The organism is Paenibacillus sonchi (assembly GCF_016772475.1).
GTDB lineage: Bacteria > Bacillota > Bacilli > Paenibacillales > Paenibacillaceae > Paenibacillus_AQ > Paenibacillus_AQ sonchi.
Genome location: NZ_CP068595.1, coordinates 5737431 through 5755241 on the forward strand (window position 1 = coordinate 5737431; position 17811 = coordinate 5755241).

At 51.1% G+C, this 17811-nt stretch carries 18 protein-coding genes, 2 pseudogenes and 1 riboswitch; of the genes and pseudogenes, 2 read left to right on the forward strand and 18 right to left on the reverse strand.

Annotated elements, in window-relative coordinates; all coding sequences use genetic code 11:
• Positions 1-4: 4 nt before the first annotated feature.
• The 3 genes from pstA to JI735_RS25585 all read right to left on the reverse strand — a co-directional run bounded on the left by pstA (position 5) and on the right by JI735_RS25585 (position 2861).
• Positions 5-901 (reverse strand): phosphate ABC transporter permease PstA, encoded by an 897-nt coding sequence (gene pstA / locus JI735_RS25575; RefSeq protein WP_020432276.1) that lies wholly within the window; start codon positions 899-901, stop codon positions 5-7.
• Entirely contained in the window at positions 898-1800 is a 903-nt protein-coding gene (gene pstC / locus JI735_RS25580; protein WP_020432274.1) for a phosphate ABC transporter permease subunit PstC, read from the reverse strand. Before pstC ends, pstA begins: the two co-directional genes overlap by 4 nt.
• A gap of 98 nt (positions 1801-1898) precedes the next feature.
• Positions 1899-2861, reverse strand: a complete 963-nt coding sequence (locus tag JI735_RS25585; RefSeq protein ID WP_039832452.1) for a phosphate ABC transporter substrate-binding protein — start codon at positions 2859-2861, stop codon at positions 1899-1901.
• A gap of 315 nt (positions 2862-3176) precedes the next feature.
• On the opposite strand from JI735_RS25585, the gene JI735_RS25590 reads away from it, so the two are divergent.
• On the forward strand, positions 3177-4073 hold the full coding sequence (locus tag JI735_RS25590) for a LysR family transcriptional regulator (RefSeq protein WP_202676563.1): 897 nt from the start codon (positions 3177-3179) through the stop codon (positions 4071-4073).
• A 75-nt stretch (positions 4074-4148) separates the two neighbouring features.
• On the opposite strand, the gene JI735_RS25595 is transcribed toward JI735_RS25590, so the two are convergent.
• From JI735_RS25595 to queF, 9 genes are all read right to left on the reverse strand, one after another.
• Positions 4149-5003, reverse strand: coding sequence for a class I SAM-dependent methyltransferase (locus tag JI735_RS25595; protein WP_083886316.1), 855 nt, complete (start codon positions 5001-5003; stop codon positions 4149-4151).
• Between the two features lie 31 nt (positions 5004-5034).
• Complete coding sequence (locus tag JI735_RS25600) at positions 5035-5949, reverse strand: DMT family transporter (RefSeq protein ID WP_039832444.1); 915 nt, start codon at positions 5947-5949, stop codon at positions 5035-5037.
• Positions 5950-6059: 110 nt separating this feature from the next.
• Positions 6060-7196, reverse strand: coding sequence for a zinc-dependent alcohol dehydrogenase (locus tag JI735_RS25605; RefSeq protein ID WP_039832443.1), 1137 nt, complete (start codon positions 7194-7196; stop codon positions 6060-6062).
• Positions 7197-7289: 93 nt separating this feature from the next.
• Positions 7290-8108: a VanW family protein gene (locus tag JI735_RS25610; protein ID WP_233476061.1), complete on the reverse strand. Its 819-nt coding sequence runs from the start codon at positions 8106-8108 to the stop codon at positions 7290-7292.
• Positions 8109-8111: 3 nt separating this feature from the next.
• A complete protein-coding gene (locus JI735_RS25615; RefSeq protein WP_039832442.1) occupies positions 8112-8639 on the reverse strand; it encodes a cysteine hydrolase family protein in 528 nt (175 codons plus the stop codon).
• 159 nt (positions 8640-8798) lie between these two features.
• Positions 8799-9521, reverse strand: a complete 723-nt coding sequence (gene queE, locus JI735_RS25620) for a 7-carboxy-7-deazaguanine synthase QueE (protein ID WP_039832441.1) — start codon at positions 9519-9521, stop codon at positions 8799-8801.
• The gene (locus tag JI735_RS25625; protein WP_039832440.1) at positions 9514-9996 is read right to left on the reverse strand and encodes a 6-pyruvoyl trahydropterin synthase family protein; all 483 of its coding nucleotides are present in this window, start codon (positions 9994-9996) and stop codon (positions 9514-9516) included. The genes queE and JI735_RS25625 overlap by 8 nt, the downstream gene beginning before the upstream one ends.
• Positions 9996-10664 (reverse strand): 7-cyano-7-deazaguanine synthase QueC, encoded by a 669-nt coding sequence (gene queC, locus JI735_RS25630; RefSeq protein WP_202676564.1) that lies wholly within the window; start codon positions 10662-10664, stop codon positions 9996-9998. Before queC ends, JI735_RS25625 begins: the two co-directional genes overlap by 1 nt.
• Before the next feature lie 24 nt (positions 10665-10688).
• Entirely contained in the window at positions 10689-11189 is a 501-nt protein-coding gene (queF, locus tag JI735_RS25635; RefSeq protein WP_039832438.1) for a preQ(1) synthase, read from the reverse strand.
• 71 nt (positions 11190-11260) lie between these two features.
• A riboswitch (PreQ1 riboswitch) is annotated at positions 11261-11304 on the reverse strand.
• 179 nt (positions 11305-11483) lie between these two features.
• On the opposite strand from queF, the gene JI735_RS25640 reads away from it, so the two are divergent.
• The gene (locus tag JI735_RS25640; protein WP_039832437.1) at positions 11484-11819 is read left to right on the forward strand and encodes a protein YmzB; all 336 of its coding nucleotides are present in this window, start codon (positions 11484-11486) and stop codon (positions 11817-11819) included.
• Between the two features lie 141 nt (positions 11820-11960).
• Here JI735_RS25640 and JI735_RS25645 read toward each other — a convergent pair.
• From JI735_RS25645 to JI735_RS25670, 6 genes and pseudogenes are all read right to left on the reverse strand, one after another.
• Positions 11961-12185, reverse strand: a pseudogene (locus tag JI735_RS25645) (transposase); the annotation flags it as partial.
• Between the two features lie 173 nt (positions 12186-12358).
• Entirely contained in the window at positions 12359-13270 is a 912-nt protein-coding gene (gene murB / locus JI735_RS25650; protein WP_039832464.1) for a UDP-N-acetylmuramate dehydrogenase, read from the reverse strand.
• 218 nt (positions 13271-13488) lie between these two features.
• Positions 13489-14294: pseudogene (locus tag JI735_RS25655) on the reverse strand (ABC transporter ATP-binding protein).
• Between the two features lie 113 nt (positions 14295-14407).
• Positions 14408-15442: a FecCD family ABC transporter permease gene (locus JI735_RS25660; RefSeq protein WP_202676565.1), complete on the reverse strand. Its 1035-nt coding sequence runs from the start codon at positions 15440-15442 to the stop codon at positions 14408-14410.
• The gene (locus JI735_RS25665) at positions 15439-16497 is read right to left on the reverse strand and encodes a FecCD family ABC transporter permease (protein ID WP_039832455.1); all 1059 of its coding nucleotides are present in this window, start codon (positions 16495-16497) and stop codon (positions 15439-15441) included. The genes JI735_RS25660 and JI735_RS25665 overlap by 4 nt, the downstream gene beginning before the upstream one ends.
• Before the next feature lie 190 nt (positions 16498-16687).
• Positions 16688-17725, reverse strand: a complete 1038-nt coding sequence (locus JI735_RS25670; RefSeq protein ID WP_039832456.1) for an iron-hydroxamate ABC transporter substrate-binding protein — start codon at positions 17723-17725, stop codon at positions 16688-16690.
• Positions 17726-17811 lie beyond the last annotated feature (86 nt).

Below are 17811 nucleotides of genomic sequence, written 5' to 3' on the forward strand. Positions count from 1 at the left end.
GCTTTTAGCTCATTCTTTTGGAAGCTGTAAGCTTGCGGTAAATTACGCGGCCGAAGTAACGCGCCGCCAGATTGAATATAAGCACCGTAATGACGAGTACAGCCGAAGCTCCGGCTGCAATCTGTGCGGCATCCGGGGCCAGGCCTTCACTGTTGATCTTCCAAATGTGCACAGCCAGCGTTTCGGCCGGACGGAAAGGATTGAGCGGTGAAGTCGGGCTGGACGGATTCCAATTGGAGAAATCCAGACGCGGACTGCTCATACCTGCGGTGAACATCAGCGCTGCCGCTTCACCAAAGACACGCCCCGCCGACAGGATGGTTCCGGTGATAATGGTCGGCAGTGCGACCGGAAACAGCACATTGGTTACGATCTTCCACTTGGATAACCCAAGGGCAAAACCTGCCTCCTTCTGTTGCTTGGGAACTGTACGGAAGGCCTGCTCCGTAATTCGAACCATTAGCGGCAGGTTGAAGAAGGTCAGCGCCAATGCGCCGGAGACCAGGGAGAAACCAAGGTCAAACGTGTTAACGATCAGCAAGAGACCGAACAAGCCGACAACGATCGAAGGAAAAGAAGACAATACCTCCACGATTAGACGGATGAAGTTGGTCAGCTTGCCGGGGCGGGCATATTCCGCCATGAAGATTCCGGCGCCAAGGCCAAGCGGGACGGTAATGATCAGTGTCAGCACCAGCAGGTAGATGGAATTGAACAGCTGCGGTCCTACGCCCCCTCCTGCGCGGATCTTTTGAGGTGCCGAGGTTAAGAAATCCCAGCTGATGTGGTTCAGGCCACGAACGAGAATGTATCCAAGCAGTCCGATCAGGATGGCTACTATGAGCAATGCAAAAAATACGATAAGCGCTGTGGCAATTTTGTCTGCGGTTCTCGGCTTCAAATTTTATTTCTCCTTTCAAGCATTCTTACGAGGAGGACAAAGACAAATGTCATCAGCATAAGAACCAGCGCCATACTCCACAGCGCGTTATTTTGCGGTGAGCCCATCGTGGTGTTGCCCATGCTCAGTGTAATTACACTGGTCAGGGTCGAAGCAGATTCAAAGAGCGATTTCGGTACGAAAGGCGCATTCCCGATCACCATTTGTACAGCAAGGGCTTCACCGAACGCACGGGCCATCCCCAGTACCACCCCCGTCATAATCGCCGGGAATGTAGTCGGGAGAATCACGCGGGCAATCGTCTGCCAGCGGGTGGCACCGAGCGCAAAAGAAGATTCTTTCAGGTTTTGCGGCAATGAAGCCAGCGCGTCTGCAGCCACGCTTGTAATCGTCGGCAGGATCATAACCGACAGGACAAGCGCGCCTGCAGCAACCCCGATGCCCTGACCAGGGAACGTATTACGCAGAAAAGGAACGATGACGCTTAAGCCCACGAAGCCATATACGACGGACGGAATGCCCGACAGCAGCTCAATGACCGGCTGCAGCAGCTTTTTGCCCCAGCCTGGGACAATCTCAGTCATGAACAATGCGGCACAGATGCTTAGCGGACTTGCAATCAATGCCGCAATCAGCGTAACCAGGAAGGAACCGGCGATGAACGGGAATGCTCCATATGAAGGCGCGTCCCCTTCAGGCGACCATTTGGTGCCGAACAGGAATTCCGTGATTTTGACATCTCCGCTGGTGAAAGTAGAAATACCCTTGGAAGCTACAAAATACACCATTGAAACAATAATTACGATTAACAGCAGTACACAAAAGGACATATAAGCCCGCCCTACAAAATCTTCCAGATGATGTTTTTCGATCTTGTTTTTCTTTGGTTCTACCCTCAAGCTGCTCCCTCTTTCTAAAGTGAAAAGAGAGGCAGAAGAAATCCGCCTCTGTTCACATGAAGTTCTAATGGATGTTACCTTTTAATGTGTGTATTCGATTACTTCTTAGTAACCGTTCCTGCCACATCACGGGAAACCTGCATTTGCGAAGCCGGGATGTATCCCAGTTCCACTACATCGCCTGTTTGCACTTCAGGGGTCATGATATAATCGAGGAATGCTTTTACAATTTCATTCGGCTCGCCGTTAGTGTACATATGCTCGTATGCCCATACCGGATATTTGCCGGAGATTACGTTATCAACGGAAGGTTCAACGCCGTCATATTTCAGTGTTTTAACTGAATCGTCCAAGTAAGACAATGCCAGATAACCAATAGCTCCCGGAGTTTCGCCGATCATTTTCTTAACTGTACCGGAGGAGTCCTCCTGGATCGAACCTTGAAGATCTTCTGTCTTGGTTCCGAGCGCAAAGCCTTCAAAGGTAGCACGTGTGCCGGAGCTGCTTGGACGGTTGATGATCTGGATTTTTTGGTCCTTACCGCCAACCTCTTTCCAGTTCGTTACTTTGCCGGTGAAGATGTCGACAAGCTGTTGTTTGGTCAAAGAATCCACACCTGCATCCGGATGAGAAACTGCTGCAATCGCTACAACCGCTACCTGGTGGTCAACGAGAGCTTTCGCTTTTTCCGCATCAGCATCCTTCAGCTTTTCTTCAGCAAACACATCGGAGTTCCCGATATCCACTTGCTTTTCGGCGACCTGAGTCAGACCCGTACCGCTGCCTCCGCCTTGCACCTGAATGTCTACATCTTTGTTGGTTTCCATGAATTTCTCAGCTACCTGCTCAACCAGCGGCTGAAGTGCTGTGGAGCCTGAAGCCAGAATAGATCCGCTCAAATCTGCGCCGCTGCTTGTTTCTGTTGGTGCGGTTGTGGCGGTTGCGTTAGTTCCCCCATTATTGGTTGCTGCATTGTTTCCTCCGTTGCTGCTGCCGCATGCCGAAAGTGCTACTACACTTGTTAATGCCAAAGCCATGACCCACGTTTTTCTAAATTGCATTTTTTTGTCTCCTCCTGAGTGTTTTGTATAACATGTGCTGTAGTGACAGCTGTATGCTATCCCTGCTTAGCAATGCTATGTTTTGTGAGTGTCTGCTACATGTAATCTCTTCGTACAAAACTCACCTTTGGAAGCATCAGACGGTGTCCGTGTCACATCTGACATTTCTTATTCTAGAGCCCGTTCGTCAGGGAAAAGTCTTAAGTATGTAAAACGAAGGATAAAAAACATAATAGAAATTGAATATTCTCATAGATATAATCTATAATATGAATTACAAAACTAATAAAACGCTATCATTACCGGGGGTTCATCATGAATATTGTTAAACTTCAGATTGTAGTACTGATTGAAAAATATAAAAAAGTCACCGATGTCGCCGCCGAGATGGGATTGAAACAGCCTACGGTATCTTTTCATATGAAAAGCCTGGAAAGTGAGCTGGGCACCCCACTCTTTCAATACCGGAGCGGACGGGTGCTGCTGACCGATGCCGGACGCACGCTTTACCAATATGCAGCCAGAATTGTCGCGTTAACGGCTGACGCAGAGCGCAGCATGAAGCAGTATTCCACTCTCGCTTCCGGTCACCTGCAGGTGGAAGCAGGATATGTGCCTGGTACATATCTTTTGCCCAAAACGGTTTCGCAATTCGTCCGTCAATATCCGGATCTCGATATTTCACTGACTGTGCAGCCCGAGACTGCGATTCGCGAGCGGCTGCGGAGCCGGGAAATTCAACTGGCGGTTCTGCACAGTACAGAGGGGCAGGACAGTTCTTTTGAGACGCGAAGCTTCGCCCGCAATGAAGCTGTTCTGGTGTTCGCCCCAGGGCATTCATTCGGAGAGATCAAGAATTTATCGGCGGAGCTGCTTGTGCTGGAGCCATGGATACAGCATGAGCCCGCCTCGTTCCTGCGCGGTATCGCTGATGAGTGGGCCCAGCTGAACGGGGTCAGGGTGTGGGGGCATGCGGTGCTGAATTCGCCGGAGGCCATCAAACGAATGATCCGCGAAGGCAGCGGTGTCGGGCTGTTCTCAAAGGCGGGAATCAAAGCCGAGGCCGCTACAGGGAGCTTGCGTTATCTGCCACTACCGGGTGTCCAGCCGGATCATGGCGAATTCGTGCTGGCTTGGCGGAAGGATCATCCCTTGACCCCTCTGCAGCAGGCTTTTGTAGAGCTGGCTGCCGCTCCTGCCGAAGAAGAATAGTACAAAAAACCGGTACAGCGCCTGGGTCCGCTCTTCTGGAGCGCCAGGGCTATACCGGTAACTTCTTGGAATCCGCTACACGGTCTCCGCCACCAAAGCGAAGGTCTTGGGAATTCCTTTGTCATATATATCGGAAGATAAATTCGGCTCTTCGGCTAATTCACGGATGACCAGGCCGCTTCCGGCTGCGGCAGTCACAATCTCACCCAGCGTCCAGCGCCGCCAGTGAACAACACTGTGCCTGCCGGCTCCCTCTGCTCCCCCCGAAGAAGGCAGATATTTCGAATAGGATACCTTCTTTTCTTCCAGCGCCGTGTCAAAATAATCGCCGCTCACCTTATGCTTACGGACTTTGGCAGTAGACCCTTTCGAGGAAATCAGCTTCGTCGTCACCGGATGGAAATCCCGCAAGACGAACCGGCCTCCGGGAGTGAGCAGCTGGCATACCGTATCCATAAAAGGCGCCAAATCCGTAAAGTAATGCACAATCCCCATTTCGGCAAAAACAATATCATATGTATGGTTCAGCAATTCCTCCGGCAGCTTCAGCACGTCGGACACGGTATAGGCCAGCGGAACACCCGCTGCTTCCGCCAGTTCGCCGGCATAGCGGGCATTGGCTTCCGAGAAATCGGCCACACTTGCCTCTGCTCCCAACAGCCCGAGTGCCACGGCTTTCATGCCGTTCGAGCCCATGAGATTCATTATTTTTTTACCGCGAATCTCACCCAGATAGTTCAGCAAGGGATAAAGTTTGGCAGCAGGATCTTTCATAAGCTTTGCCGCCGCTTCTGCAGGACTGCCAAAACGGGTAGTCCAGGCCGTATAGGTATCCTCATTCCACAGCTCTTCACTGGATGGGACAACCGGTTGTTTTTCTGCCTGGGCAGCTGGATGTGAAGCATTTGAAGCTTGTTCATGTTCGTTCATTCAATAGAACCCCTTTTTCTTATATCATGTCTCAAGATGCGCTCTGAAGGGATTCATTAACCTTCACCGCTTTTTTACGTCCTGATAATAAGTATACGGCAAGTCCGCCCATCACCAGCACCCCGCCGGTCCATTGCAATCCGGTCAGCTGCTCACCCAGCAGGAAAAAGGCCAGCATGCTAGCTCCCACAGGCTCCCCCAGGATATTCATCGAAACGGTAGTGGCCGAAGTAAACTGCAGCAGCCAATTGAACAGGATATGTCCGAATACAGTTGGCACCACAGCCAACAAAACAAAGATGCCCCACTCCCGCAGAGGATAATCGAAGAAAGGAATGCCGGCCAGCAGATTATAAATTGCAAAAACCACGGCCGCGGTAATAAACACGATCAGGCTGTAGAGATACGAGGGCATACGTGCCACAAGCTTCTGTCCGATCAGCAAATGGCCGGCAACCGCGACGGTTCCGCCAACAGACAGCAAGTCACCCTTCAGGTTATCCGAAGAAAGACCGATGTCCCCCCATCCGATCAATACAACGCCAAAAATAGCGATTGCTAAACCCAATATAGCTGCTCCGGTACTTCTATCCTTATACAGTATGTAGGCTCCAAGCATAATAAATACCGGCTCCAGTGCCATTATCATGGTCGAGCTGGCAACAGAGGTATATTTCAGTGAGCCCATCCACAGCAGAAAATGCAGGGCCAGCAATACGCCTGAAGCCCCAAGCAGCATCCATTCTTTACGGCGCAGGGCAAAGGCGGCTCCGCTGTATGGACGGGCAAAAGGCAGCATCAGCAGCGAGGTGAAGAGCAGCCGGTACATCCCCTGAACGGAAGCCGGCGCCGCCGACCATTTAATGAAGATCGCAGAAAACGAGATAGCCACAATTCCAACCAGCATCAGCAGCGGGACAGGAACGGGCGGTTTTGTAGCATTCACGGATAGCTTCCTTTCTTGCTTTGATTCAATCACACAACAACAGCATGAACCCGCATAACCGGCGAAGATTCATGCTGCCTTTTGCCCTCAGACTCCAATCTCATATTAGTCTACGGTTTAAGCACAACCTTAATGCAATCCTCTTCCTTGTCATCAAAAATCTTGTATCCATGCTCCGCTCTGCTGAGCGGCAGCCGGTGCGTAATAATATCCGTCGGGTCAAACACCTGATCTTTGATCATTTGATATAGAGCCGGCATGTAATGAATGACGGGCGCCTGTCCCATCTTCAGCGTAATGTTCCGCTCAAACAACTGGCCCAGCGGGAACATATTATAATTGAGGCCATACACGCCAACCAGCTGAATCGTTCCGAACTTGCGCACAACCTCGGTTGCAATCCGGAAAGCCCCAAGGGAGCCGCCTTGCAGCATGAGTGTGGTCTCCACCTTTTCCACTACAGTCTTTTTGGCATCCAATCCTACACAGTCGATGACGACATCCGCTCCGCCGCGTGTAATTTCTTTCAGGTGAGTCTTGATATCCTTGGTTGTCTCAAAATTGAAAACTTCCACATTGTTGGCCTGTTTGGCATGCTGCAGCCGGTACGGGACATGATCCACGGCGATTACGCGCGACGCTCCTTTGATCCAGGCGAACTTTTGGGTCAGCAATCCAACCGGTCCGCAACCCAGAACAATCACCGTATCCCCGGGTTTGACCCCAGCGTTCTCTACACCCCACCAGGCTGTCGGTACAATGTCCGAGAGGAACATCAGCTGTTCATCCTCCATCTCGGCATCTTCCGGCACGACAAACGGGCCAAAATTGCCATAAGGTACACGCAGCAGCTCCGCCTGGCCGCCGGCAAACCCGCCATACGTATCCGAATAACCCAGAAAGCCGCCGGTATCCTTCGCATCATTGGCATGATCACACTGGCTCTCCATCTCATGCTGGCAGAAAAAGCACTGGCCGCAGGCTACATTGAAAGGAATAATCACCCGGTCGCCTTTCTTCACCTTGGTGACTTCCGGTCCCACGTCCTCAACAATCCCCATTGGCTCATGTCCGATAATATAATCATCATGCATCCCGGGAATCTCTCCATTGTAGATATGGAGGTCCGAGCCACATATTGCGGTAGAGGTAACGCGTACAATAATGTCATCCTTTTTCTCAAGCTTTGCATCGGCAACATCTTTGACTTCTACTTTTCTTTTACCCTGATAAGTAACTGCTCTCATGGTGTGGAACACTCCTTTGGAAGTAGGGATATGAACCCAGCTGGCCTTTCTTGCTTCAAGCCATACTATGTTATACCCCCAAATCCTTCAGGACTATCCATTTAGCAATGGGGAATACATCATGAGCGCAACGTTTTCTGCAACCGGTTCATCGCGTAGAACCTCACCGGTACTTGTCATTACCTTGCGCCGGATGCGGTTGCTGCGGATATAGCCGCCCCAGGGCTCCAGATTGATCCTGTGATCCGCCTCGTAAATTTCGTACTCATAGAGTGGCTGTGCATCACAGCGCCATTCCCCATGCAGGTGAGTATCATCCAGCCACAGCTTAAGCTGATACGTTTCTTCCGTCTGATTCAGCAGCTGCAGGTCCAGATAATTATAGGCGCAGGTTGCTCCGCTGCCGAAAGGCTGGGTCCGCTGCTCATCCGGAAATACATCATAGCTATGCCTGTGCCGTTCCGTTACACTCAGCGGAGTGTGCAATGTCATCCAGTAGATCAGATTGGACAACTGGCAAAGCCCGCCTCCCGTACCGGAACGAAAACCTCCGTAATAGAGCACCATTCCATCCAGGTATCCTTTGCGCCGGGTCGGCTTGCCGATGCTTTGCCAATAAGAGAAGGTCTCGCCAGGGCGTATCACAAGTCCGTTCAGCCTCGAGACCGCAAGCTTCAGATTTGTTATTTTGTTATACTGCAACTGCATATCAACATTCCGTAGACTGCGCAGGAGCGGCGTGGCGTGATCAGCAGTGGTATATTGAAGGTCAGCTGCAAGATACGTCTTTGCTCTCTTGTTCCGCTGCATTAGCCATTGTCCGTATCTTTTCCAGATAAAATAACGCTTCCCTGCAAATTGTCTTAACCGGGACCGGTGAACCGGCTTCATGGCAGCTTTGGCAGTCTCCATAGGTTAGAATTCCACCTCTTGGGCTTTGCACAGCTTGGCAAATCTTCCTCCGAGTACGGAGTTGTGATGCTTCACAATCTGGCCGCCGCTTAGACTCCCATTGTCAAAAGTGCTGTTGGCATCCTCCACCAGAACACTGGAGTAACCCATACTGAACGCGCGCCGGGTAGTGGAATCCACGCAGAACTCGCTTTGCATGCCGCAGATCACCAGATCGGTAATTCCCCGCTGCTGAAGCTCCTCATGCAGCCTTGTCTGATGGAATGCGTCCCAGGTCGGCTTTTCGATGACCAACTCCCCTTCCTGCGGAGTGATACGGCTGCTGATCTCCCAGGTGGAAGTGCCTTTGGTGTATTCCTGATCCTCGGTATGCTGAATATACACAACAGTTGTACCTGCTGTTCGGGCTTTATGCAGAAGTGAAATTATTCTGTTCATCACACCCTCTTCATCATAAAGCTTCATGTCAGGATAAGAGAACATCGCCTCTTGCACATCAATAATAACCAATGCGGTTGAATGGTCAGCCACTTCTTAATCTCTCCTTTGCATATTGAATTCGTTCCACTGCTTGTTCCTCTATGCTAAAGTATACCAGATCAGCACCGGGTGAGAATTCCTTTTTGTGACCCCCTTTTCCAGAAAAAACGAACCTCTGCATCATCGCAAAGGCCCGTTCTTTATCTCCGTTTATTTTCCGCGTTTATTATGCCAAATGAGTGCATGCAGCTGCGGGAGCACCCGCGCCTTATTCATTTCAGGATCGGCAATGACCAGGTTGAACAGCCATTCCAGCTTCCCCAGGAGACGTACCGAGATATCTCCCTCTTCCGTTACATCCTCGTTGCCCGGCTGCAGAAAAAGCGGTACACCCGGATAGCGGCGGTGAATGCTTTTGGCGTACTGGTAGTCCTCGTCGTTGAACACGACCACCTTCAGGCTGTGGGCCGCTCTGCCTTGCGCCTTCATCTTGTCCATAATACCGTCAAGCATGTTCCAATCCGTCTTCATCCCGGAGCTTGGCGGCTTAGGGCTGACTGTCAGCACATCGACATCGTAGAACCAGTCCTGCCATCTGCTGCCTTGCGTTTCTATGGCTGCCTGAATGCCGCGTTCATGCAGCAGCTGTATCAATATGCCCATTCCCTCACCAATCAGTGCCGGGTTGCCCCCAGAGAGGGTCACACAATCAAAATTATCTCCGGCCAGCGCAGTCAGCTCATCCATAATCTCCTCTGGAGCAAGCATCCGCACCTTATCCTTCGCCGAGCCATCCCAGGTAAAAGCGGAATCACACCAGCCGCAGCGGTAATCGCAGCCGTAGGTGCGGACGAACATCGTTTTGACGCCGATTACCGCACCTTCACCCTGGATCGTCGGCCCGAAGATCTCTATTACCGGCAGCTTACTCACAGTCACACCCCCCATACAGGCGGTAGGCAGGACCATCGGCAGGAATATCCGCAGCCAGCACCTCCGCCCAGGAGGTTGGCGTTTCCCACAGCTTGACGGAATACAGCGGCATTGAAGCCTGTATCAGCTTGTAGGCAATATATGCCGACATATTCTCCACTGTTGTCCGGAACGAGAGCAGAGCAACCTTTGAACCAGTGTTCTTCAGGGTTTCCAGTACAGGCTCGTTGCCCATAGCCAGAAAAGCGTGATCCAGATGATCCAGCAGGCTCTCTTGCACCGTTGCCTTGATATCGCTGAAATCTGCTACAAACCCTTCGTCGGAATGGCCTTCCTCTGCCAGAGGTTTGCCCTTCAACACCACCTCCAGCTTATAGGTATGGCCGTGGAGGTTGCTGCACTTCCCTTTATGTCCGACCAGTTGATGAGCCGAGTCAAAGGTAAAGATTTTACATACGGATACCTCGCCAAGCATCAGGAACCGACCTCATTTCGTTCCGCTTCATACTGGTCCAGGCCCCGTTGGCGCAGCAGGCAAGCCGGGCAGGTACCGCAGCCGCTGCCAATAATTCCGTTGTAGCAGGTCAGCGTATGCTCACGGATATATTCAAAGCAGCCGAGCTCGTCGGCCAGCTTCCAGGTTTCTTTTTTATCCAGCCACATCAGCGGCGTATGAATGACAAACTCATAATCCATTGACAGATTAAGGGTAACATTCAGCGATTTCACGAATACATCCCGGCAGTCCGGATATCCGCTGAAGTCCGTCTGGCATACCCCGGTAATGATATTGGTGAACTGAAGCTGTTTGGCAAGAATCGCCGCAAAGGACAGGAACAGCAGATTCCGGCCATCTACGAACGTGCTCGGAAGCTCCTCCCCTTCACCGGCAGCAATCTCTATATCATCGCGGGTCAGCGCGTTGGGCGCCAGTTGATGGAGCAGGCCCAAATCGAGGATATGCTGCTTCACGTTGAATTTTTTGGCGATTTCCTTGGCCACTTCAATCTCAGCCGCATGCCGCTGATTGTAATTGAAGGTAACTGCCTGGACCTCTTCGTAGTTCTTCAATGCCCATACCAGACAGGTTGTGCTGTCTTGGCCGCCGCTGAAGACCACAAGTGCTTTGTTGTTCATTGTCATGAGTCTCCTCTCAGTTCCTCGGGATTAACGGTTGTCCACTTTTTCAGGATACAGGTCATGATTGATCAGCCGGTGCTCGGCCATCGCTTCATATTTGGTCCCGGGACGCCCCCAGTTGCAGTAAGGATCGATGGAAATGCCGCCGCGCGGGGTGAATTTGCCCCAGACCTCAATATACCGCGGCTCCATCAAGGAGATCAGATCGTTCATAATAATGTTTACACAGTCTTCGTGGAAATCCCCATGATTGCGGAAGCTGAACAGGTAGAGCTTCAGTGACTTGGACTCGACCATCTTGTGTTCAGGAATATACGAAATGTACATCGCGCCGAAATCCGGCTGACCGGTAACGGGACACAGGCTGGTAAACTCCGGACAGTTGAATTTCACAAAATAATCACGTCCGGGGTGCTTGTTGTCAAACACCTCCAGAATATCCGGGTCATAACCGAATGTATACGTTGTGCCTTGGTTCCCCAGCAGGGTAACCTCTTGCATTTCCTCTTTCAATCTGCCTTCTGACATGACAAAAAACCCCTCTCTTTTCCCCGGCTTGCTGCCGGAAATGGAAAGAAGAACGAGTTTCGAAAACTTGTCTCTACTTAGTTTTTTATAGAGGGAGTTTGCGAACCTCTCCTGCGGCTCAAAGCGCAGAATTCTTCTTTATGCCTATACTTGCGAAATGAACTATACCATGTCCGGCGGCAGGTTGACAACCCTCGCAGCTGATCCAAAATCAGAGAACACAGCATGGATTCAATTCCGAAGAAAAGGGTAACTTAATGTCTATAATCTCCTTGATAAAGGTGGGATCATCTAATGGATCAAAACGTATTGAAACTTATGGATTGGCTGACCGCCCAAGCTGGCGAAACCATCGTGATTAAGAAACAGGAGATGAATGACCTGGACACCGTCCACTTTAATCTGGAAACCGTGGATTACCGTAACACCGAGGATGTGATTGATGAATATTTGGACAGCGCGCTGATCCTCCGGGGTACGGGCAATACCCTGAACAGGGACGGCGAGCTAGTACCTCTTCCCCAGCAGAATTATGAAATTGCTGTCAGCGGGCTTCAACTGGATAATGCCGATGACGGGCAAGTGGAACTTCGAACAGAGCGGGCGAAATACTCCATCTCCAAAGCCTGAGTGAACATGTCTCACAATCAAAACCACCCGTATAACGGGTGGTTTGCTCTGCGGCTGAAAGCCTTTGTTGCTGGCCAGCCCTAAAAGGGCATCGAATGGTTCGCCAACTGCACTACTTTTTCGGCTACCCCTAAAGGGGTTCTATTTCTTCTTCTTTCGATTCTCTTTGGTTACTTCTCCTGTAAATGGATCGATGTATTCCGCCATTGTTATTTGTTCCGCGACGATATCTTCCTGCAATTGGTTGCGAATATATTCTTCAATCACTTTCTTGTTTCTTCCGACGGTATCCACGTAAAACCCTTTGTACCAAAACTTCCGATTCCCATACCGATACTTTAGGTTGGCATGTCGATCAAAAATGACATCTGTATTCCTCCTTTTGTGCGATAAATTCGGTTGGCGAACCAAATTTATTGTAACACTGGGAGGAATTTTTTTGGTACATCGCTGAAAGCTCTCCCGAACCATACGCATAGCGTATGGTTTTCTTTTGATAAAAAAACAGGACGCGGCATGTGTGCCTGCGTCCTGTCCTGTCATTCTTCGCCTATAATCTCTACTTCCGTCTCCAATTCCACACCGAACTTATTCTTTACCGTAGCCTGAACATGCTGTATCAACCCGATATAGTCCTTCGCCGTCGCGTGATCTGTGTTCACGATGAAGCCTGCGTGTTTACGGGATACTTCAGCTCCGCCGATCCGGGTTCCCTGCAGCCCGCTCTCTTGGATCAGCTGCCCTGCGAACCTTCCGGGGGGCCGCTTAAATACACTTCCGCATGAAGGATATTCCAGTGGCTGCTTGGATTCACGCTGACGGGTCAAATCATCCATAGCCGCTTGGATTGCCGCCGGATCACCCGGCTGTAAGGCAAATCTGGCCTCCAGAACAATAAATTCACTGCTGGCAAAGACGCTTTTGCGGTAGCCCCATTCCAGCTCCTCTCCTTGAAGCGTCACAATCCGCCCGGCTTTGCTGATCGCAAGCGCACTTTCCAGCACATCCTTGATTTCTCCGCCGTATGCGCCGGCATTCATGTATAAGGCCCCCCCGACCGTCCCCGGAATTCCACAGGCGAATTCAAGACCCGCAAGCTGCTGCTCCAAGGCAAATCTGGAGACATCGATAATTTTTGCGCCGCACTGCGCATAAAGCACATTGTCCCGGAGTCCCATTTCAGTCAAATCGGAAGTCTGGAGAACAATGCCGCGGATTCCTCCATCACGGATAATGACGTTCGAGCCGTTCCCCAGAACGGTCAACGGAATTTCATTTACACGGGCATATGTAACAATAGATTGAAGCTCTTCATATGTCGCAGGCGCCGCCAGGATGTCGGCCCGGCCGCCGATGCGGGTGAACACATGACTCTCCAGCACCTCACCACGTTTAACTATTCCAGTTGGAACCAACTGCTGCAGATCCTCATATATTTTGCTGATATTCATCTTCTTTGCTCCTTTGATTCTATAAAAATAATTATCCTTGATTTGCTGATTTAATCATGCTCCGTTGTTTATATGCAATGAAATAAGAAGGAATTTAACCAGGGCAACCACAACTTTAACAACGAACAGGCTCCCTTGTCAATGACGGGAGCCTGCAGCTTGCTGCATATATCATCTTTATGAGTCTGATTTCATGATTATAACCTTTCCCAGACTCCTTACATTCCGACGGCTGAATAAGCCGCCAATTCATAAGGAAGGCAGAGCGGCACACCCGTGCGCGGATCAGGAACAATATCCGCTTCGATCCCGAACACCTCACGCAGCACACCGGATGTCATAACCTCAGAAGGAGCGCCTTCGCTGATCACGCTTCCGGACTTAATGGCTACCATATGCTGGGCATACCGGGAAGCATGATTCAAATCATGCACTACCATAATGATTGTGCGGCCTTCTTCCTGATTCAACTTCTGCAGGAGCTGGAGAACTTCCAGCTGGTGAGCCATATCAAGAAAAGTTGTTGGTTCGTCCAAGAACAGAATATCGGTCTGCTGGGCCAGAGCCATAGCGATCCATGCCCGCTGGCGCTGCCCCCGGACAGGCGGTCAATCGGGCGGTCGTGGAATGCTTCCATCCCCGTTACCGTAATCGCATTGGCAATAATGCTGCGGTCTTCCGGAGTCAGTGTACCGAAACCCTTCTGATGCGGATAACGTCCGTAGCCGACCAGCTCGGAGACAGTAAGCCCGTCGGGAGCGGTAGGATTCTGCGGCAAAATCGCCAGCTGCCGGGCCACCTCCTTGGTCGACAGGTTGTGGATCGACTTTCCGTCGAGCATGACGCTGCCGCTTTTGGGCTTCATGATCCGCGCCATAGTCTTGAGAATGGTCGATTTCCCGGAGCCGTTAGCCCCGACCAGCGCAGTGATTTTTCCTGTAGGAAGCGACAGGTTCAGCCCTTTGACTATCATCGCCTCAGCATACCCGATACTTAACTGTTCTGTATTCAAACGTTCCGACATGATCTTCACTCCTCAAAAGTTTTACGGAGCTTTGCTCCTCTGAATTTACTTCGTAATAAAACTTGCTTCGAGCATGTGCTTGAGTTTCATGGAGCTAATGCTCCAATAGGGAATCAGGCCTTGGATCTGGCCAGCAAATATAAAAAGTACGGAGCCCCTATGATAGCTACCACAATTCCTGTCGGAATCTCGGAAGGCTGGAGAATCCAGCGGGCAATCGTATCGGCAGTCAACAGCAGCAATGCGCCGACCAAGGCGCAGGCAGGCAGCAGAATCTGATGCCTCGGTCCTACAATACGGCGGGCCAGATGGGGGGCGATCAGTCCCACAAAGCCGATCCCCCCGCTGACTGCGACACAGGAACCGGCTAGTGCAACTGCAGCCGCCATCAGCAGAACCCGTTCTCTCTCCACAGGCAGCCCCAGTCCCGCAGGGATCTCATCACCCAGGTTAAGGACATTAAGAACCCGTGCCTTGTAGAAGGCAAACGGCACCAGGATCAAGATCCAGGGCAGGAGCGCCATAACAAACCGCCAGTCGCCGCCCCAGATCTTCCCTGCCAGCCAGGTGGCAACAAATTGATAATTTTCCGGGTCCAGCCTTAAGGATAAGATCAGTTGAAACGCATAGATGCCTGCGCCAACGGCAATCCCGATGAGAATCAGTCTTGTCGGTGACAGACCGTCTTCACGGCGGAAGGCCAGAACATAAATCAGCGTTGCGGTAAGACCGGCCCCGGCCAGCGCCATCAGCGGCAGCATAAAGATTGGAGCTGCAGTTGTTGCCGGGACAAAGGAAATAAAGATAAGTACAGCAAAGCCTGCTCCGGCATTAATGCCAAGGGTTGAGGGCTCCGCCAGCGCATTGCGCGACAGACTCTGCAGAATACAGCCTGCTACCGCAAATCCGGCTCCAACGAGCAAGGAAATGACGATCCGCGGCAGACGGAAGTCAAAGAGAATCAGCTTTTGTTGCTGGCTGCCTTCTCCCAGCAGAGTATGTATAACTTCCGTTGGCGACAGCCGGATAAGTCCGGTGTTCATACTGATGATGAACATGGCAACGATCAGAACTGCCAGGAGAGATAATATGGCGGTTTCACGGGTCCGGCGCTTTTTCGGTGTGGAGGACAGCTGGCTGCGGCTCATGTCAATCCTCCCTTGCGCTTGCTGGCCAAATAGATAAAGAACGGCACCCCGATTACAGCAATCAATGCACCCAGCGGCGTCTCATAAGGAGCATTGATCATTCTGGCAGCAATGTCCGCAAAGATGATCAGTACGCTTCCAAGCACTGCCGAGCACGGAATAATCCAGCGGTAATCCACCCCGACAAGAAATCGTGTAACATGTGGGATGATTAATCCGATAAAAGCAATTGGCCCCACTGCGGATACCGCTGCTCCGGCAAGCACGACTACTATAAGGATTCCGGCAGTCTGCACCAGACGGGTTCTCTGCCCGAGACCAGCTGCCACGTCACGTCCCAGACTGAGTAGTGTGATGGAACGCGATATCATCAGTGATCCTATAAGAGCTGCAGCAACCCAAGGAAACATGATCCGCAGCTGTGTCCAGCTTGTCCCCCCAATCCCTCCCGCCATCCAAAAAGCGATATCCTGCGAGAGATGGAACAGAATCGCAACACCCTGGCTGATGGCGAGCAGCAAGGCGCTCACCGCAGCTCCGGCGAGTGTCAGCCGCAGTGGAGTCAGTCCGCTATGCGACAGCGAACCAATCCCGAAGACGAGAAGAGAAGCCGCTGCAGCTCCAATGAAGCAATAGAGCATGATATATATGAATGACATTGAAGGTGCAAAGGCAAAAGCCAATGCCAGTCCAACGCTTGCGCCTGCATTCAGGCCAAGCAGTCCCGAATCCGCCAGCGGATTCCGTGTCATGCCCTGCATAATCGCTCCTGCGACTGCAAAGCAAGCTCCGACCAGCGCTCCGGCCAATGCACGGGGAATTCTCAGTTCCCGGATCACCTGATGCTGCGGCAGTTCGGGATTGAAGCGAAATACCGCTTCCCATACGGATGCCAGCCGAATATCCGCCGCACCTACCGAAACGGAAAGCGCCAGACCGAACAGTATAGCCCCAAGTCCTGCAATCAATATAACTACTGCTGCAGCAGGGCGGGATTTCAGCTGTTTTTCCCCTTCCGGATGAGTGCGGGATTGTGAGTGTGTGGATGTGACCATAAGCCGTCCCCTTACCAGGATAATTACTGATAATCTAAATGATAACAACTATCATTCTCATTATCGCAAATCTGTGAATGATGCACAAGCATTCAATTCTCTAAAAAAGGTGCAGGGATCGCGTATCCGGGGATACAACGTCCTGCACCTTCCACATGTCCGGGAGTTTCACCCAGTTGATGAGGATTTCTTATTTCACAAGACTGTTCAAGACATCGTCAATGGTTTTGGAATTGGCTATCGCTCCGCTGTACAGCCAGCTGTGGTTGGAGGCAAATTCATGAACATTTCCCGCCTTAACAGCAGGAATGCCCTTCCAAATCGGACTGTTCAAAATTTCTGAACCTTCAGTCTTGTCGCTGTTAACCAGGAAGATATGGTCTGCAGTGAGCTCGGCCAGCTTCTCAAGAGAAATCGGATTCCAGGTTGCTCTGGAAGCCGAAGGAATCTCTGTAACAAGATTAGGCAGCTTTAGACCGAGGTCACCGTATACTACCGCCCCGCTGCTGCGTGTTTCGTCTACAATATAGAAGTTCTTTTTAATAAGCCACAAGATCGCAACAGAATCATCTCCAATTACAGTGGAGATTTTTGCTTTGGCATCGGCAGCTTTTTGATCATAAGCGGCTATCGCCTGCTCAGCTTCAGCGCTCTTGTTCAGCAGTTCACCGATCTTGAGCAGAGACTTGCGCCAGTCTTTGCTCATCTCATCGCCCAGCACATAGGTAGGTGCGATTTTGTTCAACTGGTCATAGAGGCCATTTTGCACGCTGGATTCCGATTGTACAATATGAAAATCCGGCGCGAAGCCCATTACAGCCTCAAGGGGAAGATCAAAGCTGATCGTTGGAACATCCTTCAATTCATCTGCCAGATAATCCTGAACTCCGTTGGTTACCGACCATTGTGCTACCGGAGTTACCCCAAGCGTTACCAGATAATCCTCCAGGTATGAAGCCAGCACGCGTTGCGGATTAGCCGGAACGGTTACCTTGTGCCCCATGGCATCAGTTACTGTTTTCTCTACCGCAGGAGCAGTTGTTGCTGCCGGAGCTTCTGAAGCAGGTGCTGTTGTAGCGTCCGCTGAAGCTGCGGGTGCATTGGCCGCACCCCCTGTTGAATTTGCGCTGTTGTTATTGCCGCAGGCGGACAAAATAAGCGTCAGCGTCAAAAGCCCGATTGAGGCCAGCTTCCTGTGGCCTGCTCTCTTTAATTTAAACGAATACATGGATACCCCTCCTGTATATGTACAATCTGAAATGGTCAAAGGTCTTAGATGCCTTGGCCTTACCCCATTAAATGATATTGATTCTC